The sequence below is a fragment of the Mycobacterium sp. NGS24 genome, from assembly GCF_059813065.1.
Map to the genome: position 1 here is coordinate 517,200 of NZ_JCALDW010000001.1, position 23,889 is coordinate 541,088.

The window sequence follows — 23,889 nt, forward strand, 5'->3', positions numbered from 1 at the left end:
CTCACCTTAAGACCTCAGGACGCGGTAGCCCGTGCCGGTGGCGACCAGCACCTCACCAGCCGGCGGACTGCCGCAGGCTCGTTCGCATCCGACGAAGTGCCGGTGCACGGTGCACGCCTCGTTCAGCGATCCCGCGGCGTCGGCCCGAACATCAACAGAGGAGTGCGCGCAGCCCGGGCTGCCGGTGCACGCGCTGACATTCAGCCACGGGGAGTGCTCATCGAACACCAGGCCCAGCGGAGCCAGCACGCGAACGGCTACCTCTGCCATATCTTCGCTGAGGTCACACACCAGCACCGACCGCCACGGCGTGATCACCAGGGGCGCCTCGATCGCTCCGAGAAACTCCGCCACCCGGGCGGGCAGCGTCCCGAGCGGCACCCCGGCGCCGAGAGTGACCCGGCCGTCGTCCTGGGGTAGCCAACCCACCGGTGGTCTGGTGACCGGCGCGTGTCCCGCCCCCAGCACGACGCCCGGAACCAGATCGGTGAGGTCATCGAGTTCCGTTACACGCCAAGCTTTTTGGCGGATCTTCACAAATCTCAAAGCCACCTCGATCAGCGCCGCGGTGACATCGTCGACGTACATCCCGGTGTCGCGCCCGGCGACCAGCAGCACCGGTCCGTCCTGGGTGACATGCACGCCGACGTCCGCACGCAGCCCGGACACGTCACCGCGGCCATCGTCGAGGCTGAACAGGAAACGCCCACCCAGCCCGGAGAGCCGCGGCTCAGCGCAGATCGCCGCGTCCAGTTCGGCCACCCACGGGCGCACGTCCGCAGCACCACCGAGCCGTCCCGACAACGGCGACGCCACGATATTGCGGACCCGCTCGTGGGATTCCGACGGCAACAGCCCCGCATCGGCCACGGCGCGGGCAACCGCATCAACGTCGGCGATCGCACGCAACTGCACATTGCCGCGCGCGGTCAACTCCAGCATTCCGGAACCGTGTGCACTCGACAGGGCCGCCAGCGTCGTCAATTGATCGGCGGTGATCATGCCGCCGGGCAACCGCACCCGCACCAGCGCGCCGTCGGCTGCCTGGTGCACCTGCAGCGCACCGGGACAGGCGTCGAAGTCGCGCGACCTGGCCACCCGTCTACGGTACGACTCCGGCCGGACTGCGCTGTGGTTTGGAGTCGATCTTTGCGGGCACCCCGCTTCCTGTGCGAACGGTCGAATACGCCCCCGGACGGCTGGCCGACGTGTTCGGTGATCCAGACCAACCCCTCGTCCTGCTGTGGCACGGCATGCAGACCGACGCCAGGGTGGCGGTCCGGCCGCTGGCGGAACTGATCGCCGGCCATGACGCCGCGGTGGTGGCGCCCGACTGGAACTCACACGCCGCGGACGGCGGCCGCACCGATCTGCTGGGATCACTGGATTTCGCGCGCAATCACGGCAACGACGCCAACGGCATCGTGCTCGTCGGGTGGTCGCTGGGCGGCGCTGCCGCGGCCGGTCTGACGATCGACGCGGAGCGCCACGAAGTCGTTATCGCACATACGGTTTGCCTCGCAGGCGCTTTCATCGCCCGGGATCCGATCACCGGCCGGCGGGCCACCGAGGACTTGCCGACCAACCACGTCGGTGCGCCATTCACGTTGCTGCACGGGCGGTCGGACGACGCGGTGCCGGTGACCGCGAGCCGCGAGTTCGCCGCAGCGCTGCAGCAGATCGGCTGGCCAGTGGAACTGGTGGAGATGGACGCCGATCACGGCTCGATCGCCGGGGCCGAATACGACAGCGCCGCCGACCGTTACGTGCCCGGACACGGCGCAGCGACCCGAGACACGGCCGCGGAGGTCGCGGCTCGCATCGCGGCGACGTTGCGAATATAGGTAGTCGGCTACTCTACGGCCCGCGTCGGGCGCGGCGAACACTTCGAACAGTCCAGCAACGTTCGAGGGTCAGGGGAAGGCGATGGCACATCGGAGTGGTCATGCGGTGGTGTTGGGCGCCAGCATGGGTGGATTGTTGGCGGCGCGGGTACTGGCCGACTGCTACGACCGGGTGACGATTGTCGAGCGCGACGTGTTGCCGACGGGTCCGCAGAACCGGCGAGGTGTCCCGCAGGGCAAACAGATTCACGCCTGCCTGGCCCGGCTCACGCAGATCCTCGACGAGCTGTTCCCCGGATTCACCGACGAGTTGGTGGCCGCCGGTGTCAGCTACTGGGACGACGGCGACTTCTCCCGCCTCGACACATCGTTCGGCGGACATCGAATGGTCCGATCGGGCATCGTACCGGATGCACCCCGCATTCTGTCCCCGAGCCGGCCGGTGCTGGAACATCATGTGCGACAACGGGTCCGGGCCATCGGCAACATCGTCTTCCAAGAGGCCCACGACGTCATCGGACTGATCGCCACGCCGGACCGGCGCCGGATCACCGGGGTGCGCGTCGTGGACCGCGCCAGCGATCGCGCGACGACGCTGAGCGCTGACCTCGTCGTCGATGCCACCGGCCGCGGCTCGCGAACGCCGGTCTTCCTCGAGCAACTCGGTTACGGACGTCCCATCGAGGACGAGGTGAAAGTGCACCTGGCCTACGCGGGTCAGCGGCTGCGCATCCCGCCCGGATTGCTGACCGCGAACATGATCATGAGGTTCCCCGAGCCGGGGCAACCGCGGATGTTCGGTCTGGTCAAGTACGAGGACGACACCTGGATGATCGGCGCCGGCACCATGACGGGAGTCGAACCTCCGCGCGATCGCGCCGAGATACTGCGTCTCGTAGCGGAATTGGCGCCGACAACAGTGGTCCAGGCGCTGCACGCCGCGGAGCCGCTCGACGGTGTGGTGCACCACCGGGTCCCGTCCAACCGCTGGCGGCGCTACGACAAGATGCGCCGGCTGCCCGAGGCCCTGCTGGTCGTCGGCGATGCGGTATGCAGTTTCAACCCCATCTACGGTCAGGGCATGACGGTGGCAGCGATCGAGGCGACGGTACTGCGGGATTGCCTGCGCCGCAACAACCGTGGGCTCACGCGGCGCTTCACCCGGCTGTCGGCCAAGACGGTCCGGGTGGCCTGGCAGACTGCCGTCGCCTCCGACTTGGCGCTGCCCGAAGTGCCCGGGCCGCGCCCGCTGTCGATGCGGATCAGCAACGCGTGCTTCGAGCGGGTGATGATTGCGATGGAGACCGATGCTGTGGTCGCCGCGCAGTTCATGCGGATCACCGGGATGCTGGACTCACCGCTTCAGCTGCTGCGGCCGGCCATGATGCGCCGTATCGTGCGGGCCCAGCGCCGCCGGCCGACGAAACAGACGCTGCTGCCCGAACCTGTCGACGCGGCGATTCAACCGGCCTGACGCGCCACCTGATGTCTGCGGGCTGGTCGGGGGTCAGGACGTCCCGGTCCGCTGCGCGTAGCCGGCACGTTTGTCCGGTTGCAGGTCGGTGGTGAAGACCCGTCCGGTACCCAGCAGACGCCCCAACGCTTCGGCCCACTGACGCGGCATGAAGCGCTGCTGCAGCGAGACCGTGGTGCCCAGCGAGGACGGCACGATCACCCGAGACCGCGGCTTGCCCAGCACGTCAACCACTGCCGCCGCGACGTCCTCCGGCTCGGCGTTGTTGAATCCCTTCGCGTGACCGACGCCCAGGACCATGTCGGTGTTCGTCAGGGTCGGCATGATGGCGGTGAAGTGGACACCATTGCCGCGGTTCTCCAGTCGCACCGAATCGGTGTAGCCCAGAACGGCGTGCTTGGTGGCGCAATAGGTGGCTATTCCCTCGGTGGGCAGGATGGAACCGAGGGAGGCGATGTTGATCACGTGACCGCGGCGGCGGCCCCGCATCCGCTGCGTGGCCAGCTTGGTGCCCAGCATCACGCCGAAGACATTGACGTCCAGCAGTCGTCGGGTGACGGCGTCGTCCTCGTCGGCGGCGTCGCCCACCGCGATCACCCCGGCGTTGTTGACCAGGACGTCCACCGGTCCCAGCTCGTTCTCCACCGCATCGAGAAACTCGATGAACGACGCACGGTCGGTGACGTCCAGCGCGCGCGCAATCGCCAACCCCAGACGCTCACCCGATGCCTTGACGGCGGTTTCGTCGATGTCCCCGATGGCCACCTTGGCGCCCAGCCCGTGCAGGGCCGTGGCGATGGCCAGCCCGATTCCGCGGGCACCGCCGGTGACGGCTACGACTTTTCCGGCCACATTCTGAGCAGTCATTGCTACACGGTACGACCTCGCGACGATTCTTCGGTGAAAGACCTGATGCGACATTGGAACTGGTGATGTGCTGTGGGTAAGCAGTTGTGCCGGATTGGTGATCCGGTGGTGGCTGGTGTTCGGGTGCGCACCCGTCTGCACCTGACCGAGGACGAGGCGGGGGGTGCTGGGTGAGGTCGGCCAGTTCCTGGGTTCGGTGTATCGCCGCGAGCTCGCCTATCGGATCATCTTGGGCCGCATAGACCAGAAGCGCATGCAATGTGGCGCGGTTGCGGATCGAAGTGCCTGCCGCCGACTCACTCCTGCTCCCTAACCAGGAACGGTCGGCGCGATGAGGTCGCGCACCAGGGGGGATACCAGTTTCAGGATGTCGTCGATTTCGGCGGCACTCAGGTCGGGCATGTGCAGGATGTAGAGCTGACTGGCAATGCCCATCAGCATTGCTCCCGCTACTGCGGCGCGCAGTCGGGCGTCGGGGGCGTCGATGCGGCTGGCGATGGTGTCGATGGCCTGGGTGGTGACGTTCGTTCGGAGCACCTGGGCGGCGAGTTCGCTGGTCATGCTCGCGCGCAGGAGAACGACCATCGGGCTGTTGGATTCTGCGGCCCAGGCGGCGAGCATCCCCCTGACCATATTGTCGGCAGTCTGGGCCGGGTCGTCGGTGGCGATGCGGTCGGTGGGGATGGTCCAGGCGACGGCTTCCCGGAACAGCTGTTCTTTGGAACCGAAATACTGGATCACCGAGGATTTGTCGACCTCGGCGGCCGCGGCGATGGCCCGAATGGTGGCCTGCTCGTAGCCTTTGGCCGCGAACACCCCGCGCGCTGCTGTCATAATCCGCCGACGGGTGCGCTGCCCCTTGCGTTCGACGCCGCCAGCCTCGTCGTCACCGGATGGCTCCGTCGTGGCTTCTTGCACGCATCCTCCTGATTGACGGCATCGATAGTTCTCGTCATCCTGCCAGATCTAGACATGCGGTGAGAAACGTGCCATCCTGGGTTGCAGGAGAACTCAACGGCTGTACACATTTGTAGTGCGTTGCGTCGGCGCCTGACAGGAAGGTCACGCGACCCATGGTCGAAAGATCCTCCAACGTTCGCGAAGCCGGCACTGCGTCGCACCCCGCCGTTGTGTTGGCCGTCATCGCTACTGCTCAGCTGATGGTGGTCTTGGACGGCACCATCACCAATATCGCCCTGCCGAGCTGGCGGTCAACACCGCGAATCCTGACCGCGGCCATGTGCACGCCGGTCCGCCGGGCAGACGAAAGGATGTAAGTCGTTCCGATGACCGATTACGGACACGAGCCGCTTTTCGGGGCCTTCATCACCCCGGTCAACGCACCCGCCGCGCGCGCCGTCAACCTCGCCGTCGTCGCGGATGAGGCCGGGCTGGACGTGGTCACCTTTCAAGATCACCCCTATCAGGCGGGCTTCCACGACACCTGGACCCTGATGTCCTACGTCGCGGCGAGAACTCGGCGAATTCGGATCGCCGGCAATGTCCTCAATCTGCCGCTTCGACCGCCTGCGGTGTTGGCCAGAAGCACGGCAAGCCTGGACCTGCTCTCCGGTGGACGCATCGAGATGGCCCTGGGGGCAGGGGGATTCTGGGATCCCATCGTCGCGATGGGCGGCCCCCGTCGCACCCCGGGGCAGGCTCTGCACGCGCTCTATGAAGCGATCGACGTAATGCGACAGATGTGGGACACCACTTCCTCCGGCCCCATTCGCGTGGACGGTGAACACTATCGGGTGAGCGGCGTCAAACGTGGACCCCAACCCGCGCATCGCATCGAAATCTGGGTGGGCGGCTACGGACCACGCATGCTGAGACTCATCGGGCGGCGCGCGGACGGCTGGCTGCCCTCGGTGTCGTATCTGGCGGGCGGCTTCGACGACATCGCCACGCTGGGCGCGGTGATCGACGCCGCCGCCGACGCAGCCGGCAGACAGCCACAAGACATCCGGCGGCTGATCAACGTCGACGGGCGATTCAGCACACGTCGCGAAGGGTTTCTGCACGGACCGCCCGATTCCTGGGCAGAGGATCTCGCCGGCCTCATCGTCCACGGCGGTGCCAGTGGCTTCATCTTTCCCGCCGACGATGAGGCCACCATCGGGCGAATCGCCCACGAAGTCGCGCCTGCGACCAGGGAGCTGGTCGCGGCTGCGCGCACTGCGCCGTGAGCATCGGCACCCACGTATCCGGATAACACCCCGAACAACACGAAGGAGCTTCCCCAATGTCAGTGTCCGAGAATGACCGTGCCGATATCTGGTTCGACCCGGTGTGCCCCTGGTGCTGGATCACCTCCCGGTGGATCCTCGAAGCCCAGCAGGTCCGCGATATCAACGTGGAATTCCACCTGATGAGTTTGGCAGTCCTCAACGACGGCAAACCCGTACCAGACGAGTTCGCCTCAAAGCTCACCCAAGCGTGGAAACCGGTGCGGGTCATCGCAGCAGCTGCTGAACTCGAGGGCAACGGAATCCTCGAACCGCTCTACACCGCGATGGGCACCCGAATTCACCAGCAGGGCAACCAGGATTTCGACACTGTCGTCGGCGAGGCCCTCGAGGAACTCGGTTTGACGGCGGACCTCGCTCGCATGGCGGAGAGCGCCGAACTCGATGACACGATCCGGACCAGTCATCACGAGGGGTATGACAAGGTCAATGCCGAAGTCGGCACGCCGATCGTCCATATCAACGGGGTCGCCTACTTCGGACCGGTGCTCTCCCGAATACCCCGCGGTGAAGATGCCGCTGCGTTGTGGGATGCGGTGGTCGGGCTTAGCCGCAACCCGCACTTCTTCGACATCCGGCGGGGTCGCGACGAAGATCCCGAATTCGGCTGAACGGCAAGACATGTCACGCCTAGCCGGGAAATCCGCCCTGGTCACCGGCGGTGGCCGCGGGATAGGCAAACAGATCGCCCTGCGGTTGGCCGCCGACGGAGCCGCGGTCGTGGTCAACTTCCGCACCGACGCCGCCGCAGCGGCAGCGGTGGTCGCGCAGATCGAGGACCAGGGTGGGCGTGCCGCCCTGGTTCAGGCCGACGTCAGCGATCCGATGCGGATCGCCGAACTGTTCGACGCTGCAGCCAAGATCGCCCCACTCGATATCGTCTGCAGTAACGCCGGAATCGAGCACTTCGGCGCACTAGAGGACATCACCCCCGAGGATTTCGACCGGGTCTTTCACACCAACACCCTCGGCCAGCTCCTGGTCGCCCAACAGGCCGCACAGGCGTTGGGACCCGGCGGCGCGATCGTGCTGACATCATCGACCAGCGCGTCGACCCCGGTATTCCAGCACACGCTCTACGGAGCGAGCAAAGCGGCGGTCGAGGCGATCGTGGCGCATCTGGCGATCGAACTGGGGCAACGCGGCATCCGGATCAACGCCATCGCCCCGGGCGGCACCGGTACCGACATGGCCGCCGCCGTCGCGGAACAGTACGTGCACCCGGCCTACCGCGATCACCTCACCTTCGATCAGTTCGTCTCCGGATTCACCGCGTTACAACGACTCGCCGACCCCGCTGAGATCGCCGCCGCTGTCGCATTCCTGGTGTCCGACGACGCGTCCTACGTCAACGGCAGAACACTGCATGTCGACGGCGGCCAACTCTGACGCATTCTCACCAACCAAGAAAGGGCTCGCAACCATGAGCGACTACCAGAACTTCACCCGCGAACAAGAACAGGAACTCAACCGCCGCAACATCGACGAGTTCCGTGCCAACCACGGGAAAGTCGGTGGCCCGTTCGACGGATTCGATCTGCTCCTGTTGCACACGGTGGGCGCCAAAAGCGGTGCCGATCGACTGAACCCGGTGGGCTACTTCGACATCGAGAACAAGCGCTACATCGTCGGCTCGGCGGCCGGACGTAACGCCAACCCGGCGTGGGTGGCCAACGTGCGGGCCAACCCCGACATCCAGGTCGAACTCGACGGCGGGGCTCCGACCGCCGCCAGAGCCGTGGAGTTGGAAGGCGCTGAACGCGACCGCATCTTCGCCGTCGTCAAGGAGCGCGCCCCCGGATTCGCCGGCTACGAAGCCGCCACCGACCGTCTCATTCCGGTCTTCGAGGTTCAGATCACCGGGTGAGCGAGGGAAAGGCAGACGTGGAAGGCGACAACCCGAGCCGTCGGCCCGGATTCACCCGGCGATAGATGATCGTCGGCGGCGCCGCGGCAACAGTCGCGGCCACCTGGTGGGCGAGCAGCCCGGTAGCGCGCGCGGACGACCTCGGCGGGCTGCGATCAGCTGTGCGGGGACGGGTGTGGCTACCGTCGGACCCCGAATTCGAACGCGCGAAGACACCGTGGCTGCCCACCGCGGACCAATCGGTGCGCGGTGGTCCACGTCGCAGACGACCAGGACGCGGCGGCGCTCGTCGGCTTCGCGGCCGACCACGGGTTCGCGCTGTCCTGCTTTTGCATCGAAAGCTGGGGCGCGGCTTGCGTGCCGACGTCGACGATCAGCGGGGCATAGGGTCGAGCAGGTCGCGCAGGCGCGGCGTGTCGATATAGACCCGGCGCGGACCGACCCGGCGAACCGGCAACTCATCGCGAGCGAGCCCAACAACGGTGCCGCGTCGGCAACAGGCAGCAGCGGCAGCGCCTCCCATCGGCGTTCCGCACCGCCGGCAGCCCAGGCTGGCCGGGCGGCTCTCACCCGAACACCCTCGAAACGATGTCCGGTTGTGCGCCAACGCTTTACGGTGAGACCCTCCGGCCCCGACCGCCGGCTCAGTCGTCGATGTGCGACGGTGGGTCTGCCAAGGCGGGATCTCCCGGACGCTGGTCCGGACCCAACACGTCACAGCGTTTGTCCGGCACCAGGTGGGAGCTGGCGCCGTTGGGCACGTAGGACATGAAACCCACGCAACGTTGCCAGGTGCCGTCCGGCTGAATGGGACCGTCGCACCTGCTGATGATCCCCGGACCGCCGTACTGGCAGCCCGCGTTGGCCGGAGGCGACGCAACGATGAGGCCTCCGGCAAGCAGCACCGCGGCGAATCCTGCTCCGACGAGGGAATGCTTCATGGTGATCTCTCCTCGATGGCCGCCGTCTAGCTGGGGGCTACTGGAATACCCAAGTTCGCTGCTCGTCACCCGCGATTCGGCGGCACTGCGACCCTGCGGTACGAATGGGGAGTGGCCGAACCGACCGTCCTGCTGTTGTCGACGTCCGACACCGACCTGATCAGCGCCCGCTCCACCGGAAAGAACTACCGGTGGGCCAACCCCGCGCGGCTGGCGGACGTGGAGCTGCCCGACCTGCTCGCCGGCGCCTCGATTGTGGTGGTGCGGATCCTCGGCGGCTACCGCGCTTGGGAGGACGGCATCGACGCGGTGCTGGCCAGCGGCGTGCCGGTGGTGCTGGTCAGCGGTGAGCAGGCCGCCGATGCCGAGTTGACCGGACTGTCTACGGTCGCCGCGGGGATTGCGGTGCAGACCCACATCTATCTGGCCCACGGCGGCGTCGAGAACCTGCGCCAACTGCACGCCTTCCTGTCCGACACCGTGTTGATGACAGGCTTCGGGTTCACGCCACCGGAGCAGACCCCGACCTGGGGAGTGCTCCAGCGTCGAGACGCCGGCACCGCAACCGGCCCGACGATCGCGGTGCTCTATTACCGTGCCCAGCAACTGGCCGGCAACACCGCATACGTCGAGGCGTTGTGCGCGGCGATCGAAGAAGCCGGTGGGCGGGCACTGCCGGTGTACTGCGCCTCGTTGCGCACCGCCGAGGCGGAGTTGCTCGACACGCTCGGCACCGCCGACGCCATGGTGGTCACCGTGCTGGCCGCGGGTGGGGCCAAGCCCGCCGCGGCGTCCGCTGGCGGCGACGACGACAGCTGGAATGTGGAACACCTTGCCGCCCTTGATATTCCGATACTGCAGGGGCTGTGTCTGACCAGTCCGCGCGCGCAGTGGTGCGCCAACGACGACGGGCTGTCCCCGCTGGACGTGGCCACCCAGGTCGCGGTGCCCGAGTTCGACGGCCGCATCATCACGGTCCCGTTCTCGTTCAAGGAAATTGACGACGACGGGTTGATCTCCTATGTCGCCGACCGCGAACGGTGCGCACGGGTCGCAGGTCTGGCGATCCGGCACGCGCACCTGCGCCGGGTCGCGCCGGCCGACAAGCGGGTGGCGCTGGTGTTCTCGGCCTATCCCACCAAGCACGCCCGCATCGGCAACGCGGTCGGTCTGGACACTCCGGCCAGCGCGGTGGCCCTGGTGCGGGCCATGGACGAGGCCGGTTATCAGGTGGGCGAACTGCCCGGAGTCGCAGCCGGCGACGGCGACGCGCTGATTCACGCGCTGATCGAACGTGGCGGCCAGGACCCGGACTGGCTCACCCGGGGCCAGCTGGAAGGCAACCCGATTCGGGTGTCCGCCAAGGACTATCGCGCCTGGTTCGCCACCCTGCCCGCCGATCTGACCGACGCCGTCGTCCAGCACTGGGGTCCGCCACCCGGCGACCTGTTCGTCGACCGCAGCAACAATCGTGACGGTGAAATCGTCATCGCCGCAATCCAATCCGGCAACCTGGTGTTGATGGTCCAGCCGCCGCGCGGGTTCGGCGAGAAACCGGTGGCGATCTACCACGATCCCGACCTGCCGCCCAGCCACCACTACCTGGCCGCCTACCACTGGCTGGACTCCGGCTTCGGGGCGCACGCCGTCGTACACCTGGGCAAGCACGGCAACCTGGAATGGCTGCCCGGCAAGACACTCGGCATGTCGGCTGCCTGCGGACCCGATGCCGCGCTGGGCAATCTGCCGCTGATCTACCCGTTCCTGGTCAATGACCCCGGCGAGGGCACCCAGGCCAAGCGACGCGCGCACGCAGTGCTCGTCGACCATCTCATCCCGCCGATGGCTCGCGCCGAAACCTACGGCGACATCGCCCGGCTGGAGCAGTTGCTCGACGAACACGCCAACGTCGCCGCCCTGGACCCCGGCAAGCTGCCGGCTATCCGCCAGCAGATCTGGACCCTGATCCGGGCCGCCAAGATGGACCATGATCTGGGTCTGACCGAACGGCCCGAAGAGGACACCTTCGACGACATGCTGCTGCACGTCGACGGCTGGCTGTGTGAGATCAAGGATGTGCAGATCCGCGACGGCCTGCACATTCTCGGCCAGAAACCAACGGGTGCAGGCGAACTCGACTTGGTGCTGGCCATTCTGCGGGCCCGTCAACTCTTCGCCGGACAACAGGCGCTCCCGGGGCTGCGGCAGGCGCTCGGCCTGTCCGAAGACGGCACCGACGAACGCACCTCGGTGGATGCGGCCGAGGCGGCGGCCCGCGAACTGGTCGCCGCGCTGCAGCAGGCCGACTGGGACCCCGCCGTCGTCGAGCGCATCACCGACAACGCCGACGTTGCCGCGGTGTTGCGGTTCGCCGCCACCGAGGTGGTGCCGCGGTTGGCCGGCACCGCCACCGAGATCGAGCAGGTGCTGCGGGCGCTGGACGGCCGGTTCATCGCTGCCGGGCCATCGGGGTCGCCGCTGCGCGGCCTGGTCAACGTGTTGCCCACCGGACGCAACTTCTACTCCGTCGATCCCAAAGCGGTGCCGTCGCGGCTGGCCTGGGAAGCCGGTGTGGCACTGGCGGATTCGTTGCTGGCCCGGTATCGCGCCGACCATGGGGTGTGGCCGCAGTCGGTGGGGCTGTCGGTGTGGGGCACCTCGGCGATGCGCACCGCCGGCGACGACATCGCCGAAGTGCTTGCGCTGCTGGGTGTGCGGCCGGTCTGGGACGACGCGTCGCGCCGCGTCGTGGACCTGACCGCCATCGAGGTGTCCGAACTCGGCCGGCCCCGCATCGACGTGACAGTGCGGATCAGCGGATTCTTCCGCGACGCCTTCCCGCATGTCGTGACGATGCTCGACGACGCGGTCCGCCTGGTCGCCGACCTCGACGAATCCGACGATGACAACTATGTGCGCGCACACGCCAACGCCGACTTCGCCCAGCACGGCGACCAGCGACGCGCCACCACAAGGATTTTCGGGTCCAAGCCGGGGACCTACGGCGCCGGACTGCTGCAGCTGATCGACAGCCGCAACTGGCGGGACGACGCCGACCTGGCTCAGGTGTACACCGCATGGGGCGGATTCGCCTACGGGCGCAACTTGGATGGCTGCGAAGCCGTGGACGACATGAACCGTCAGTACCGGCGGATCGCGGTGGCGGCCAAGAACACCGATACCCGGGAACACGACATCGCAGACTCCGACGACTATTTCCAGTATCACGGCGGCATGGTGGCCACTGTGCGCGCGCTCACGGGACAGGAGCCGGCCGCCTACATCGGCGACAACACCCGGCCCGACGCCATCCGTACCCGCACCCTGTCCGAGGAGACCACCCGGGTGTTCCGAGCCCGGGTGGTCAACCCGCGGTGGATGGCCGCGATGCGTCGTCACGGCTACAAGGGCGCCTTCGAAATGGCCGCGACCGTCGATTATCTGTTCGGCTACGACGCCACCGCCGGTGTGATGGCGGACTGGATGTACGAGCAACTCACCGAGCACTACGTGATGGACCCGGAGAACCGCAAGTTCATGACCGAGTCCAATCCCTGGGCGCTGCACGGCATGGCCGAGCGGTTGTTGGAGGCCGCCGGCCGGGGGATGTGGGCCGAGCCGCAGCCCGACACCCTCGACGGGTTGCGCCAGACGCTGCTGGAAACCGAGGGCGACCTGGAGGGCTAGGCCCTTTCGCGGCGGTCCTCAGACGAAGTCGCTGCCGCCGTCCACATTCACCGTCGCGCCGGTGACATAACCATTGCGCTTGGACGCCAGGTAGGCGGTGATCGACGCGACCTCTTCGGGCAGCCCGGCGCGACCCAGATCGCAGGGTTGGTGAAAGTTGTTGTCAATCCAGGTCATGACATCGCGCGGATCGGTGGCGTCCAATCCGTCGGCGGCCAGGATGTCCCTGAGGTTTTCGGTGAAACTGGCGGTCACGATGGTGCCCGGGCAGATGCAGTTGACCAGGATATCGTCCTTGGCAAGGCTTTTGGCCAGATTCTTGGTGAGGCTGGCCAGCGCCGCCTTCGAGGCCGTGTAGGCCACGATGCGCGGGTTCTGCCGCTGGATCGAGTGCGCCGCGAACGTCACAACCCGAGCCCATTCCGCTGACCGCAGCATCGGCAGCGCAGCCCGGATCGACCGCACCGCCGCCATGGTGCCCAGCGCGAAAGCGTTGTCCCAGTCGGCATCTGACATCTGCTCGAAGTAACCGTCGCCCGGGCCGATGGTGTGCACCAGGCTGTTGAGGGCTCCCCACCGTTCCTGCACCGCGGCGAATCCGGCAGCGATCGACTCGGCGTCGGTCATATCCACGCTGACCCCGAGGGCGTCCGGTGCGCCCGCCGACCGTAATGAGCGCACAGCGGCGTCCAGCGCCTCCTGTCCTCTGGCCATCACGGCCACCTTCGCGCCCTCAGCGGCAAGCGTTTCAGCGACGGCCAGTCCCATCCCTTTACTGCCGCCGGTGACCACCGCTGTAGCGCCGGCATATCCCAGATCCATCGACCATCTCCCTCGTTAGACGTCCACACCCAATGCGCGCAAACAGAACCGCAGAATGTTCTCGCGAAGCTCTGCGCGGTCACAGTCACCGATTGTCCAGTGCCGCTCGATGCCCGCCCACACCACGCCGTGGATGAACTGTGCGTCGGTCGACGGGTCAATGCCTCGGAATGCACCGCGTTGCAGCCCACGCGTCAGGGTCTCGTGCAGCGGCAACAGCATTTCGGCGTACGCGGGCTGAATCAGGCTGGGGGAGGCCGAAGTCTGGGACTGTGCCTCCAGCGACAGCCGCCGCAGGTCCGAGCGCACGCCGTCGTCGAACGCCAAATCGAGTCGCCCGTCGATCCAGGCCACCACTGCGTCCATTTCCGTTGCAGCACTCAGCATTCGGCGACGCAGACGGCGTGTCTCGGATCGGGCTGATTCCAGGAACACTTCGGCCACCAGTTCGTCCTTGGACGCGAAATGCCGGTAGAACGCACGGGTGCCCAGGCCGGCGCGGTCCAGCACCGCGGCGATGCTCAGCCCCCCGACGCCCTGGTCCTGCAGTACCGCCGTTGCCGCCGCCAGGATTTCGCGCCGGACGTCGGGGTCTGGCGCGAGCTTCGCGCGTCGGCGGGTGCGCGGACCGATCGTCTGGTCAGGCTGTTGCGTCATAGGTGGCGAGATAGTCCGCGAACCGTTCCCGAACTCCGTCGGGAGTCAGGCCGTAGTCGGACAGGTCATAGTCGTGCGCGCCGCGAGAGCCCGGCTTGTGCTCCTGCGCCCAGGCTTGCACCGAACCCAGCGTGGCATCGGTGAACGTCAAACCCAGCGTGTCGTAACTCTTCGTCAGCGTGCCCACCGGGTCGGACTGCAGATCGGCGAACGACACGTCCGCGAAGCGGTCGCTGCCGACCCGGCTGCGGAAATCCATGGCCCGACGCACGCCTTCGGCCCAGCTGTCGACCTGCTCGGCGCCGAGTTCATGGGCGTCGTCGCGGTCGCTGCTCCAGCTGCGCACGTACCGGATCAGACTGCACACCGATCCCATCACCTTGGCCGGATCACGGTGACTCCACAGGAATTTGGCGTTCGGATACGCCTCGACCAGAGCATCCAGAGCGAAGATGTGCACGGGTGTCTTGAGGTGCCACAGGGTGGGCGGGCAGTGCCATTGCAGCAGCTTGAGCACCCGCCGGTGGTAGGTGTAGGTCTCGCGCATGTCGCAGTCCATCAACCAGGCCAGATACTCCGGCGCGCGTACCGCGCCGTCGAAGTGGAACGTCCGGAAGCTCATGCCCATCAAGTCCTGGCACTCGGTGGGCGCCGTCGCCTCGGAGTTATAGAGCGTCTTCATCAACGGAAACATGTCGTCGAGCATCTTCAGACCCGCTTCGGCCTGGGCGATGCGCGGATCGTTGTGCTGCGTGGCGGCTTCGGGCGGCGGCACCGGCGCCTGGGACTCCCACATCCGCAACGAACGGAACTGCGGATCGGCCGCCACCAACTGGCTCAATGCGGTGGTACCGGTGCGGGGCAAACCGATCACGAACACCGGGCCGCCCACCACCTCGTCATCGATCTCGGGATGGCGGGCGTAGGTGTCCTCGACTTTGAGGCGCTGGATCAATGCATTGCTGATGGTGGCGTGCTGGATCACGCTGCCCAGTTCGTTCAGATCGGCGGCCGTGTTCAGCGCGTCGACGATCCGTTCCAGGCCCTCCCGGTAATACGTCGAACCGAAGTCCTCGAGACCTGTTGCGGCGCAGGCGCCTTGCTCCAATTCATCGGCGTTGAACGTCATCGTCCGAACCTTTCGCGTACGGCGCTGCGGCGCGCAGCCAATATCGATGCCCGCTGCTGCGGGGTAACCCAGATGGTGTCGGCCGGCAGTGCCGACTCGATTTCGCCGAAGGACACCACCCGTGTCGTCGGCGTCGGGGCGGTCTCGGTGCGCACGCAGCGCAGAATGATCGGACCGTTGCTGTGGCCTGCGGTGTCCAGCCAGTTCGCTACCCCGGGGTCATCGGCGCTGAGCACCACCCGCACCAGTCCGTCCGAATCCACCACTGCCTGATGGGCGTTCAGGCTGGACTGATGACGGCCATAGTGGATGGTCTCCCACCACGGGTTGCCGATCGAGTAGCTCCAGTAAACTCCTTCGGGCGGCTGGACTTCCACGATCAATGCCTCATCGGGTGCCAGCTCCCAGCGCCCTATCACCGGACGATTCTCTGCGGCGGCTCCCATATCGCTGCGATCGATGGGGGGCAGGAACCCGTTCACCGGCGCCGCGGCCCCGAACTGCATGAAGAACTTGAGGTTTTCTTCGACGAAGTCCCCGAGCGCGACCAGCTGCCGTGCCAACGCGCCGCCCGCATCGGATGGTCCGTCGCCGGCGGCCACCGGGTCGCCGATCCGTTCGATGCGCAGCGAGGACGCCACCTCGGTATCCCAGTCGTAGAAGAAGTGTCGCACCGTCAGCGTCGGATGCTCGCCTTCGATTCGCATCCAGTTTCCGGGCCGCTCGTCACCGGACAGCACCACTTCGAAATTCCCGTCGGCGTCCACCTCCAACTCGTCGACGAGCGCATTGGCTGTGGCCGCAACGCCATTCATCGTCTGCAGCCCGACGTAGCGTGCCGTACCACGGTTTCCGAACAGCCGGTAGCTTTCACCACCCCGCAAGACCGCGCGGGTGTAAATGCAGTCCGGGCATTCCATGCCCCAGGTGATCACGTCGTCGGTGCTGGTGGGCTGTACCCGCAGCGGCGGCTCCGGATCGAATCGCAGCACCTCGTCAATGCCCGTGGTCAACAGCACGAGCAGATGGCGCATGCCGGCCGTCAGGTCGGCGCGATTCCGATTGGCCGGGTCGGCTTCCACGGCTTGGGCGGCGGAGCCTAGCCGCTCCAGGAGGTGGGTCCAGGCCTGTCCGAGACCGGGCGTCTGGCTGCTTTCCGACGATGCGGCTTCGGCGATGGAGAACGGCAACCAGGACAACAGCCAACCCCTTAAATGAAAATAGTGTTTTCATTTAACTCCGCTCTGCGAGCAGACGCAAACTCGCACCACAACGGGCCTGCGCGTGCGAGTCTGCGTCTGCTCGGCGAGTAGGTTGGCACCGTGACGCCCTCGTTCGCCGACCTGGCCAAAGCGCAATACCTCCTGCTCACCACGTTCACCAAGGACGGCCGACCCAAGCCCACTCCGATCTGGGCGGCGGCCCAGGGCGACCGGTTGCTGGTCATCACCCAGGAAAAGTCGTGGAAGGTCAAGCGGATTCGCAACACGCCGCGGGTCACGCTGGCCATCTGCGACATGCGCGGCAATCCGAAGAGCGACGCGGTCGAGGGCACGGCAGCGCTGCTCGACAAATCGCAGACCGGGGCCGTCTACGACGCGATCGGCAAGCGGTACGGCATCGTCGGCAAGGTCTTCAACGTGTTCAGCAAGCTGCGCGGTGGCATGGCGAACAACATTGGCCTCGAACTCAGGGTCGCCGCAGACAGCTGAGCCGCGCCCGCGCCATCAGCTCAGGTGTTCACCGAAGAACGCGAAGACCCGCTCCCAGGCGTCTTCGGCCACCGCTTCGTCGTACCCGAATCCGGTGATGCGCAGCAGCGGTTGCCCGGGTAGCTGGTTGGCGAAGCTGTGCCCGGCACCGGGGTAGGACTTGATGTCGGCGGTGATCTGTTTGGCATCGGTCACCTTGCGCAGCCGCTTAGGTGCGCCGATGCCCAGCGGGTCCCGGCTGCCGAAGCTGGCCACGATGGGGCAGGCACCGTCCAGGGTCTCGCTGAGGTTGCGTGGCAACGGGGTGCCGTAGAACGGTGCCGAAGCACCAAAACCTCTGGGCGACAGCACAAGTGCGAACTGCCCACCCATGCAGAAACCGGCGATGCCGACCTGTCCGGAGCACTCGGGCATGGCCAGCAGATGTTCGCGGGCGGCAAGCACGTCGTCGATGGAACGGCCCCGCTTGGTCAGCACTTCGCGCATCACTCTGGTGATGCAGCGCGCGCGGCCACCGCGCGCGTACAGGTTGGGTGTGATCGCCAGATAGCCCGCGCGGGCGATTCGCTGCGACACCGCCTCGTTGTCGGGTGCGTAACCGATCGCGTCGTGCACCACGACCACACCCGGCCACGGCCCGTCACCGGCGGGGACATTCAGTAGTGCATCGATCGGTCCGGCCGGGGTGTCGAGTTCAATCGTCGTCATAACGTCATCTAACTGCAGCCCCGGCGCGACCGTGCGCGGAACTCACACCACACCCGCAGACGTTGAGCTTCACGTGATTGGACGGCTGCTTCTCGGATATGCCGTCGTCGAGCTCGTGGTGACTGTCGGGCTGGCGGCAGCAATCGGTGTCGGTTGGACAGCGGTGGCGTTGACAGCCACGTTCGTCCTGGGTTTGGTGCTGTGGGCGCCGATGGGTGGGGTGCAGCTCAGCCGCCAGTTCAGGCATCTGCGGACCGGGACCCAAGAGCCGCGTCGCGCGCTGACCGATGGCGCGCTGACCACTCTGGCCACCGCCCTGGTCGTCGTTCCCGGCCTGGCCAGCACCGCGCTGGGCCTGCTGCTGCTCACCCCGCCCATCCGGGCGGCCGCCCGCCCCGCGCTGGCGTCAATCGCCGGGCGGCTGTTCGACCGGCGGATTCCGCTGATCACCACTGTTACCCGGAGTCGCGATTACATCGACGGCGAGGTGATCGACGTCATCGACGCCGCGCCGCCCGCTCTGCCTGTCGCCTACCGGCGGACCGCCCGGCACCCGTAGCTTTGCCGTGTGAGGCAGATCCCGACCCGGTTGCTGCTCAATGGCCGGGTGCACAGCCCGACCCATCCGGATGCCACCGCCCTGGCGGTGCGCGACGGCGTCATCGCCTGGCTGGGCAGCGACGACGTCGGTCGCAACCAATTCCCGGACGCCGAGGTGCAGGATCTTGACGGCGCGTTCGTGGCTCCCGGATTCGTCGACAGCCACATCCATCTCAGCGCGACCGGGCTGTCCCTGAGCGGGCTGGACCTGCGCGCGGCCGGATCGAAGGCGCAATGTCTACAGCTGGTGGCCGACTACGCGGCCGCCCACCCCGGGCGCCCGGTGTGGGGACACGGGTGGGATGAGTCGGCGTGGCCGGAGAACACCCCGCCCAGCACCGCCGACCTGGATGCGGTGCTTGGTGATCGACCTGCCTACCTGGCCCGGGTCGACGTGCACTCGGCGCTGGCGTCCGCTGGTCTGCGACGGCTGCTGCCGGACCTGGCCGCGGCCCCCGGTTTCTCCGCCCAGCAGCCCCTGACCGGCGATGCGCATCACCTGGCCCGAGCCACGGCCCGTGACCTGCTCACCGACGGTCAACTGGCCGAAGCGCGTGAGGCCGCGTTGGCGGCACTGGCCGCGGCGGGCATCGTCGCGGTGCACGAATGCGCCGGTCCACAGATCGGCGGGCTCGACGACTGGTTGCAGCTGGCGGCGCTGCGCCCGGGTGTCGAGGTGGTCGGCTACTGGGGCCAGGCAGTGACCAGCGCACAGCAGGCCCGCGTGCTGCTGGCCGAGACCGGGGCTCGCGGCCTGGCCGGAGATCTGTTCGTCGACGGTGCGCTGGGGTCGCGCACCGCGTGGCTGCACGAGCCATACGCTGATGCGCCCGGTTGCACCGGCACCCGCCACCTCGAGCCCGCCGCCCTGGAAGCGCATCTGCGGGCCTGCAGCGAGGCCGAGATCACCGCCGGGTTCCACGTGATCGGCGATGCCGCGGTGTCGGCGGTGGTCGACGCCCTGGAACGGGTCGTCGACGACATGGGAGTGGCTGCCGTCGCCCGCTGCGGGCACCGGCTCGAGCACCTTGAAATGGTCACCGCCGAGCAGGCCGGCAAGCTCGGATCGTGGGGAGTCATAGCCAGCGTCCAGCCCAATTTCGACGCGCTGTGGGGCGGTAGCGACGGCATGTACGCGCGGCGACTCGGTGCGAATCGAGGTGGCCGGCTCAACCCGCTGGCGCTGTTAGCATCCCAAGGCGTGCCCCTCGCCCTCGGTTCTGACGCGCCTGTCACCGCCTTCGAGCCGTGGGCCGGCGTGCGCGCCGCGATGCATCACCGGACACCGGGCAGCGGGTTGTCGGCGCGCGCGGCATTCGCTGCCGCGACCCGCGGCGGCTGGCGGGCGGCTGGTGTGCGCGACGGGGTGAGCGGCACCCTGGTGCCGGGTGCGCCGGCGTCGTACGCGGTGTGGGAGGCCGGGATTCTGGACGTCAGCGCACCCCGCGACAGCGTCCAGCGCTGGTCCACCGACCCCCGCTCGCGGGTCCCGGCGCTGCCGCGGCTCGATGTGACGGACGCGCTGCCGCGGTGTCGCCAAACCGTGCATCGAGGTGCGGTTATCTATGGCTGAGCAGCCACCCGACGAGGCCCCGGCGGCGGCCCCAGAGCACACGTCCGCTGATTTGCCGGCAGACGCTGCCGATAGTTTGCCAGCTGATTCCGCGCCGGGTCGGACCCCGGTGCTGTCCCGGCTGCGCAGCGCACTGCGGCCCCGGTTGGCCCGGTTGGTCGCTGCATTGATTGCCGGCAGCCTGATGTACGCCAGTTTCCCGCCGCTGGGCTGGTGGTGGGCCGCGGTCGCCGCCGTCGCGCTGCTGGTGTGGGTGCTGACCCGGCCCGGTACCACTCCCGCCGGCGGTTTCGGCTACGGCTTCCTGTTCGGGCTGGCGTTCTACGTGCCGTTGCTGCCCTGGATCAGCACGCTTGTCGGGCCGATGCCCTGGTTGGTGCTGGCGGCGGTATGCGCGCTGTATCCCGGCCTGTTCGGACTGTGCGCGGTCGTGGTGCGACGGCTCCCGGGTTGGCCGGTGTGGTTCGCGGTGGTGTGGGGCGCGGTGGAGTGGCTGAAATGCAGCTTTCCGTTCGGCGGGTTTCCGTGGGGCGCGGTGGCGTTCGGTCAGACCGGCGGTCCGCTGTTGCCGCTGGTCCAGTGGGGCGGCGTCGCGTTGTTGTCGACCTCGGTGGTGCTCTTAGGTGCCAGCCTGACCGCGATGGTGCTCGAGATCGTGCGCTGGTTGCGAGCCGGGGTGCGGGCCACTGACGGGACCACGCCGCCGGCAGTGCTGTTGCCCGGCGTCGCCATCTGCGTGGTGTTGTTGGCCGCCATCCTCGTCTGGCCGCAGGTGCGCAAAGCGGGCGTCGGGTCGGGCGGGGAGCCCAGCGTCACGGTCGCCGTCGTGCAGGGCAACGTGCCCCGGCTGGGTCTGGGTTTCAACGCGCAACGCCGGGCGGTGCTGGACAACCACGTCAGCGAAACGCTGCAACTGGCCGAGGACGTGCGTCTGGGAACCGCGCCGCAACCTCAGTTCGTCATCTGGCCCGAAGACTCCTCAGACATCGACCCGCTGGTCAACCCGGATGCCGCCCAAGGTATCTCCCGGGCCGCCGACGCTATCGGGGCGCCGATCCTGATCGGCACGGTGATGGAGGTGCCCGGCCGGATGCGGGATACCCCGGCCTACACCAACACGATGATCGTGTGGAATCCAGGCACCGGACCGGCCGAGCGCCACGACAAGGCGATCGTGCAGCCGTTCGGCGAGTACCTGCCGATGGCGTGGCTGTTCCGGCACCTGTCCGGATATGCCGACCAAGCCGGGCATTTCGTCCCGGTCTCCGGCACCGGCGTGGTCCGCCTGGCCGGAGTTCCGGTCGGCGTCGCCACCTGCTGGGAGGTGGTCTTCGATCGGGCACCGCGCAACGCCGTGCGCAACGGTGCACAGCTGCTGACGGTGCCCAGCAACAACGCCACCTTCACCAAGACCATGAGTGAACAACAGCTGGCCTTCGCCAAGGTCCGCGCCGTCGAACACGACCGCTACGTGCTGGTCGCGGGCACCACCGGAATCAGCGCGGTGATCGCACCCGACGGCGGGGAGTTGCTGCGCACCGACTTCTTCGTGCCCGCCTACCTGGATACTGCGGTACGTCTCAAGACGAGGCTGACCCCGGCGACCCGCTGGGCACCGATCGTGCAGTGGACGCTGGTCGGAGCGGCCGTAGTGCTCATTCTCGCCGCGATACGGCAGAATGGTCGGTTCGCGAGCCGTCTCCCGGGTTCGTTTCCGCGGCCGACGCGTCGGCGCTCCGGATCAGTCGATGACGTTGTGGATCCCGCTACGCCCTCGGCTGAACGGGACGACTCGGAAGCTGAGAACGAATCACCTTCGGCACACGTTGAGATTGCGAACGACGCCGCGTCCTCCGACGATGAAGACAGCGGGCGCACCCCTATCGGGCGAAATGAAGGAGCTACATGACCACCGGCCAACCTGTCCCTGCGGTACCGGGCGACAGTCCCAGCCAGCGTGTCCTGGTGATCATCCCCACCTACAACGAACTGGAGAACCTGCCGCTGATCCATCGGCGGGTCAAGGACGCGTGCCCTGACGTACACATCCTGGTCGTCGACGACAACAGTCCGGACGGCACCGGCCGGCTTGCCGACGAGCTGTCCGCCGCAGACGCCGGCCGCACCCACGTCCTGCATCGCACCGCCAAGAACGGCTTGGGCGCCGCATACCTGGAAGGCTTCGGCTGGGGACTGAGCCGGGACTACGCGGTCCTGGTCGAGATGGACGCCGACGGCAGTCACGCGCCCGAGCAATTGCACCGCCTGCTGGAGGCGGTCGACGCCGGCGCGGACCTCGCGATCGGTTCGCGCTACGTGCATGGCGGCACTGTGCGGAACTGGCCGTGGCGCCGTCTGGCGCTGTCCAAGACGGCGAATACCTATTCGCGGCTGGCCCTGGGCGTCGGTGTGCACGACATCACCGCCGGGTACCGCGCCTATCGTCGCGAGGTTCTCGAGACGATCGATCTGGACACCGTCGACTCCAAGGGCTATTGCTTTCAGATCGAGATGACCTGGCGCACCGTCAACGCGGGTTTCGATGTGGCCGAGGTGCCGATCACGTTCACCGAACGCGAGATCGGCGTGTCGAAAATGAGCGGATCCAACATTCGCGAGGCGCTGTTCAAGGTCACGCGGTGGGGCGTGCAGGGTCGCCGAGAGGGCCGCAAGACCAGCCGCGCCCGCAGCCGCGCCTGACGGGTCAGCCGCGCCGGCGCGAGCGGATCAGCTCGAGGCGTTCTTTGAGCAGTTCTTCGAGCTCTTCGACCGAACGCCGCTCCAAGAGCATGTCCCAGTGCGTACGAGGCGGCTTGACCTTCTTCGGCTCCGGCAGGTCGCCCTCGATGAGGGTGCCCTCCATGCCGTTGCGGCACAGCCAGGTGCCGGGGATCTCGGCATCGTCGGCGAACGGCACTTCGAACTCTTCGCCGTTGTCGGTGCGGTACCGCGCAATCTGTCGGGGGGCGAGGTCATGGTTGCGGTCCGTCTCGTAGCTCACGGCGCCGAGGCGACTGCCTCGCAGGACACGATCAGCCATTGCTGCTCCTTTGGGTCCGGTGCGCTTGTGACGCTCCCGTAATGAGATTCTCTCTAAGCAAACGTTAAGACCGTTCACGAAGTTCCCGGCTGTCAGCCGCGGCATATCGCGCGACTCGGCATCCCATGATACCGGGATCGACGGGCGGACCGGACTAAAGTCGGCAGGCGTGAGTCGCCGCACCCGACCCCAGCCCTGTCGGTGGTGTGGTCGTGACGTGACAGAGGTCGGAATGGGACGCCGTCGCCAGTACTGCCGGCAGTCGTGCCGGCAGCGCGCCTACGAGCAGCGGACCATGATCACTCGTGGCGACGCCGCGGCTCTTCCTGCCGATGCGGTGGTGTTGTCGGCCGAGGAGGCCATGGACCTTTCGGATCGCGTCTATCAGGTGCGGTGCGCGGCCGAGGACGTCGCGACTGCCCTGGATGAAGGCGCCGCCGGCGCTGAGTTGCGCGTACTCTGCGACCAGCTGTTGCAGGCTGCCAGAGCGGCCGACGGATGGCGGCGCGTCGGCGTCTAGCTTCGCTTCACCGACGGTCTTGCGGTGGTGCTGAGCGGGGCCGCGGGACGGCGGTGCCCTGACAACGACGCCCGCACAACTATTGGCGGTACAGTTCGCGCCATGGGCCGCGGGCCGGGTGCACAAGGGAGTGCAAGCCTGTCGGTCGATGTGCGGCACGGGCGCCCGAGTGCTTATCGGTGAAGTCGGGAGTGCCCGA

The 23,889-nt window shown here is 67.3% G+C and carries 23 protein-coding genes and 1 pseudogene; 14 read left to right on the forward strand and 10 right to left on the reverse strand.

Annotated elements, in window-relative coordinates:
• Positions 1–6: 6 nt before the first annotated feature.
• Positions 7–1,098, reverse strand: a complete 1,092-nt coding sequence (gene cobG, locus AC5Y6Y_RS02380; RefSeq protein ID WP_499929198.1) for a precorrin-3B synthase — start codon at positions 1,096–1,098, stop codon at positions 7–9.
• Positions 1,099–1,169: 71 nt separating this feature from the next.
• On the opposite strand from cobG, the gene AC5Y6Y_RS02385 reads away from it, so the two are divergent.
• Entirely contained in the window at positions 1,170–1,844 is a 675-nt protein-coding gene (locus AC5Y6Y_RS02385; RefSeq protein WP_499929200.1) for an alpha/beta hydrolase, read from the forward strand.
• Between the two features lie 82 nt (positions 1,845–1,926).
• Positions 1,927–3,318: an FAD-dependent oxidoreductase gene (locus AC5Y6Y_RS02390; protein ID WP_499929202.1), complete on the forward strand. Its 1,392-nt coding sequence runs from the start codon at positions 1,927–1,929 to the stop codon at positions 3,316–3,318.
• Positions 3,319–3,351: 33 nt separating this feature from the next.
• Here AC5Y6Y_RS02390 and AC5Y6Y_RS02395 read toward each other — a convergent pair whose 3' ends face one another.
• Both AC5Y6Y_RS02395 and AC5Y6Y_RS02400 read right to left on the reverse strand, forming a co-directional pair.
• The gene (locus tag AC5Y6Y_RS02395) at positions 3,352–4,185 is read right to left on the reverse strand and encodes an SDR family oxidoreductase (protein ID WP_499929204.1); all 834 of its coding nucleotides are present in this window, start codon (positions 4,183–4,185) and stop codon (positions 3,352–3,354) included.
• Between the two features lie 309 nt (positions 4,186–4,494).
• On the reverse strand, positions 4,495–5,103 hold the full coding sequence (locus AC5Y6Y_RS02400) for a TetR/AcrR family transcriptional regulator (RefSeq protein WP_499929206.1): 609 nt from the start codon (positions 5,101–5,103) through the stop codon (positions 4,495–4,497).
• Between the two features lie 155 nt (positions 5,104–5,258).
• Between AC5Y6Y_RS02400 and AC5Y6Y_RS02405 the strand changes: the two genes are divergently transcribed.
• The 6 genes from AC5Y6Y_RS02405 to AC5Y6Y_RS02430 all read left to right on the forward strand — a co-directional run bounded on the left by AC5Y6Y_RS02405 (position 5,259) and on the right by AC5Y6Y_RS02430 (position 8,688).
• A complete protein-coding gene (locus AC5Y6Y_RS02405; protein WP_499929208.1) occupies positions 5,259–5,462 on the forward strand; it encodes a hypothetical protein in 204 nt (67 codons plus the stop codon).
• 9 nt (positions 5,463–5,471) lie between these two features.
• A complete protein-coding gene (locus AC5Y6Y_RS02410) occupies positions 5,472–6,374 on the forward strand; it encodes an LLM class flavin-dependent oxidoreductase (protein ID WP_499929210.1) in 903 nt (300 codons plus the stop codon).
• 56 nt (positions 6,375–6,430) lie between these two features.
• The gene (locus AC5Y6Y_RS02415) at positions 6,431–7,045 is read left to right on the forward strand and encodes a mycothiol-dependent nitroreductase Rv2466c family protein (protein ID WP_499929212.1); all 615 of its coding nucleotides are present in this window, start codon (positions 6,431–6,433) and stop codon (positions 7,043–7,045) included.
• Between the two features lie 10 nt (positions 7,046–7,055).
• Positions 7,056–7,823, forward strand: a complete 768-nt coding sequence (locus AC5Y6Y_RS02420; protein ID WP_499929214.1) for an SDR family NAD(P)-dependent oxidoreductase — start codon at positions 7,056–7,058, stop codon at positions 7,821–7,823.
• A gap of 34 nt (positions 7,824–7,857) precedes the next feature.
• A complete protein-coding gene (locus AC5Y6Y_RS02425; RefSeq protein WP_499929216.1) occupies positions 7,858–8,301 on the forward strand; it encodes a nitroreductase/quinone reductase family protein in 444 nt (147 codons plus the stop codon).
• A gap of 249 nt (positions 8,302–8,550) precedes the next feature.
• Positions 8,551–8,688 (forward strand): hypothetical protein, encoded by a 138-nt coding sequence (locus AC5Y6Y_RS02430; protein ID WP_499929218.1) that lies wholly within the window; start codon positions 8,551–8,553, stop codon positions 8,686–8,688.
• A gap of 257 nt (positions 8,689–8,945) precedes the next feature.
• On the opposite strand, the gene AC5Y6Y_RS02435 is transcribed toward AC5Y6Y_RS02430, so the two are convergent.
• A complete protein-coding gene (locus tag AC5Y6Y_RS02435; RefSeq protein WP_463824383.1) occupies positions 8,946–9,242 on the reverse strand; it encodes a CDGP domain-containing protein in 297 nt (98 codons plus the stop codon).
• Between the two features lie 111 nt (positions 9,243–9,353).
• Between AC5Y6Y_RS02435 and cobN the strand changes: the two genes are divergently transcribed.
• Complete coding sequence (gene cobN, locus AC5Y6Y_RS02440) at positions 9,354–12,929, forward strand: cobaltochelatase subunit CobN (protein ID WP_499929220.1); 3,576 nt, start codon at positions 9,354–9,356, stop codon at positions 12,927–12,929.
• 18 nt (positions 12,930–12,947) lie between these two features.
• Here cobN and AC5Y6Y_RS02445 read toward each other — a convergent pair whose 3' ends face one another.
• Genes AC5Y6Y_RS02445 through AC5Y6Y_RS02460 form a run of 4 tightly spaced genes read right to left on the reverse strand, consistent with a single transcriptional unit; the run spans position 12,948 to position 16,736 of the window.
• A complete protein-coding gene (locus tag AC5Y6Y_RS02445; RefSeq protein WP_499929222.1) occupies positions 12,948–13,751 on the reverse strand; it encodes an SDR family NAD(P)-dependent oxidoreductase in 804 nt (267 codons plus the stop codon).
• A 15-nt stretch (positions 13,752–13,766) separates the two neighbouring features.
• Positions 13,767–14,408 carry a TetR/AcrR family transcriptional regulator gene (locus AC5Y6Y_RS02450; protein ID WP_499929224.1) on the reverse strand — a complete coding sequence of 214 codons (642 nt, stop codon included), beginning with the start codon at positions 14,406–14,408 and terminating at the stop codon, positions 13,767–13,769.
• The gene (locus tag AC5Y6Y_RS02455) at positions 14,392–15,537 is read right to left on the reverse strand and encodes a sulfotransferase family protein (RefSeq protein WP_463824379.1); all 1,146 of its coding nucleotides are present in this window, start codon (positions 15,535–15,537) and stop codon (positions 14,392–14,394) included. Before AC5Y6Y_RS02455 ends, AC5Y6Y_RS02450 begins: the two co-directional genes overlap by 17 nt.
• Positions 15,534–16,736: a DUF1214 domain-containing protein gene (locus AC5Y6Y_RS02460; RefSeq protein ID WP_499929226.1), complete on the reverse strand. Its 1,203-nt coding sequence runs from the start codon at positions 16,734–16,736 to the stop codon at positions 15,534–15,536. Before AC5Y6Y_RS02460 ends, AC5Y6Y_RS02455 begins: the two co-directional genes overlap by 4 nt.
• A 123-nt stretch (positions 16,737–16,859) precedes the next feature.
• Here AC5Y6Y_RS02460 and AC5Y6Y_RS02465 point away from each other — a divergent pair, with 123 nt between their 5' ends.
• Positions 16,860–17,249: a PPOX class F420-dependent oxidoreductase gene (locus tag AC5Y6Y_RS02465; RefSeq protein ID WP_499923142.1), complete on the forward strand. Its 390-nt coding sequence runs from the start codon at positions 16,860–16,862 to the stop codon at positions 17,247–17,249.
• Between the two features lie 15 nt (positions 17,250–17,264).
• On the opposite strand, the gene AC5Y6Y_RS02470 is transcribed toward AC5Y6Y_RS02465, so the two are convergent.
• Positions 17,265–17,957 carry a dienelactone hydrolase family protein gene (locus AC5Y6Y_RS02470; protein WP_499923143.1) on the reverse strand — a complete coding sequence of 231 codons (693 nt, stop codon included), beginning with the start codon at positions 17,955–17,957 and terminating at the stop codon, positions 17,265–17,267.
• Positions 17,958–18,030: 73 nt separating this feature from the next.
• On the opposite strand from AC5Y6Y_RS02470, the gene AC5Y6Y_RS02475 reads away from it, so the two are divergent.
• The 3 genes and pseudogenes from AC5Y6Y_RS02475 to lnt all read left to right on the forward strand — a co-directional run bounded on the left by AC5Y6Y_RS02475 (position 18,031) and on the right by lnt (position 22,830).
• Entirely contained in the window at positions 18,031–18,516 is a 486-nt protein-coding gene (locus AC5Y6Y_RS02475) for an FxsA family protein (protein ID WP_499929228.1), read from the forward strand.
• Positions 18,517–18,525: 9 nt separating this feature from the next.
• Complete coding sequence (locus AC5Y6Y_RS02480; RefSeq protein WP_499929230.1) at positions 18,526–20,130, forward strand: amidohydrolase; 1,605 nt, start codon at positions 18,526–18,528, stop codon at positions 20,128–20,130.
• A gap of 184 nt (positions 20,131–20,314) precedes the next feature.
• Positions 20,315–22,830 (forward strand): annotated as a pseudogene (gene lnt, locus AC5Y6Y_RS02485) (apolipoprotein N-acyltransferase).
• A gap of 4 nt (positions 22,831–22,834) precedes the next feature.
• On the opposite strand, the gene rbpA reads toward lnt, so the two are convergent.
• Positions 22,835–23,170 carry an RNA polymerase-binding protein RbpA gene (rbpA, locus tag AC5Y6Y_RS02490; RefSeq protein WP_149655556.1) on the reverse strand — a complete coding sequence of 112 codons (336 nt, stop codon included), beginning with the start codon at positions 23,168–23,170 and terminating at the stop codon, positions 22,835–22,837.
• Positions 23,171–23,339: 169 nt separating this feature from the next.
• Here rbpA and AC5Y6Y_RS02495 point away from each other — a divergent pair, with 169 nt between their 5' ends.
• Positions 23,340–23,690 (forward strand): hypothetical protein, encoded by a 351-nt coding sequence (locus tag AC5Y6Y_RS02495; protein ID WP_499929232.1) that lies wholly within the window; start codon positions 23,340–23,342, stop codon positions 23,688–23,690.
• The last annotated feature ends 199 nt before the right edge of the window (positions 23,691–23,889 follow it).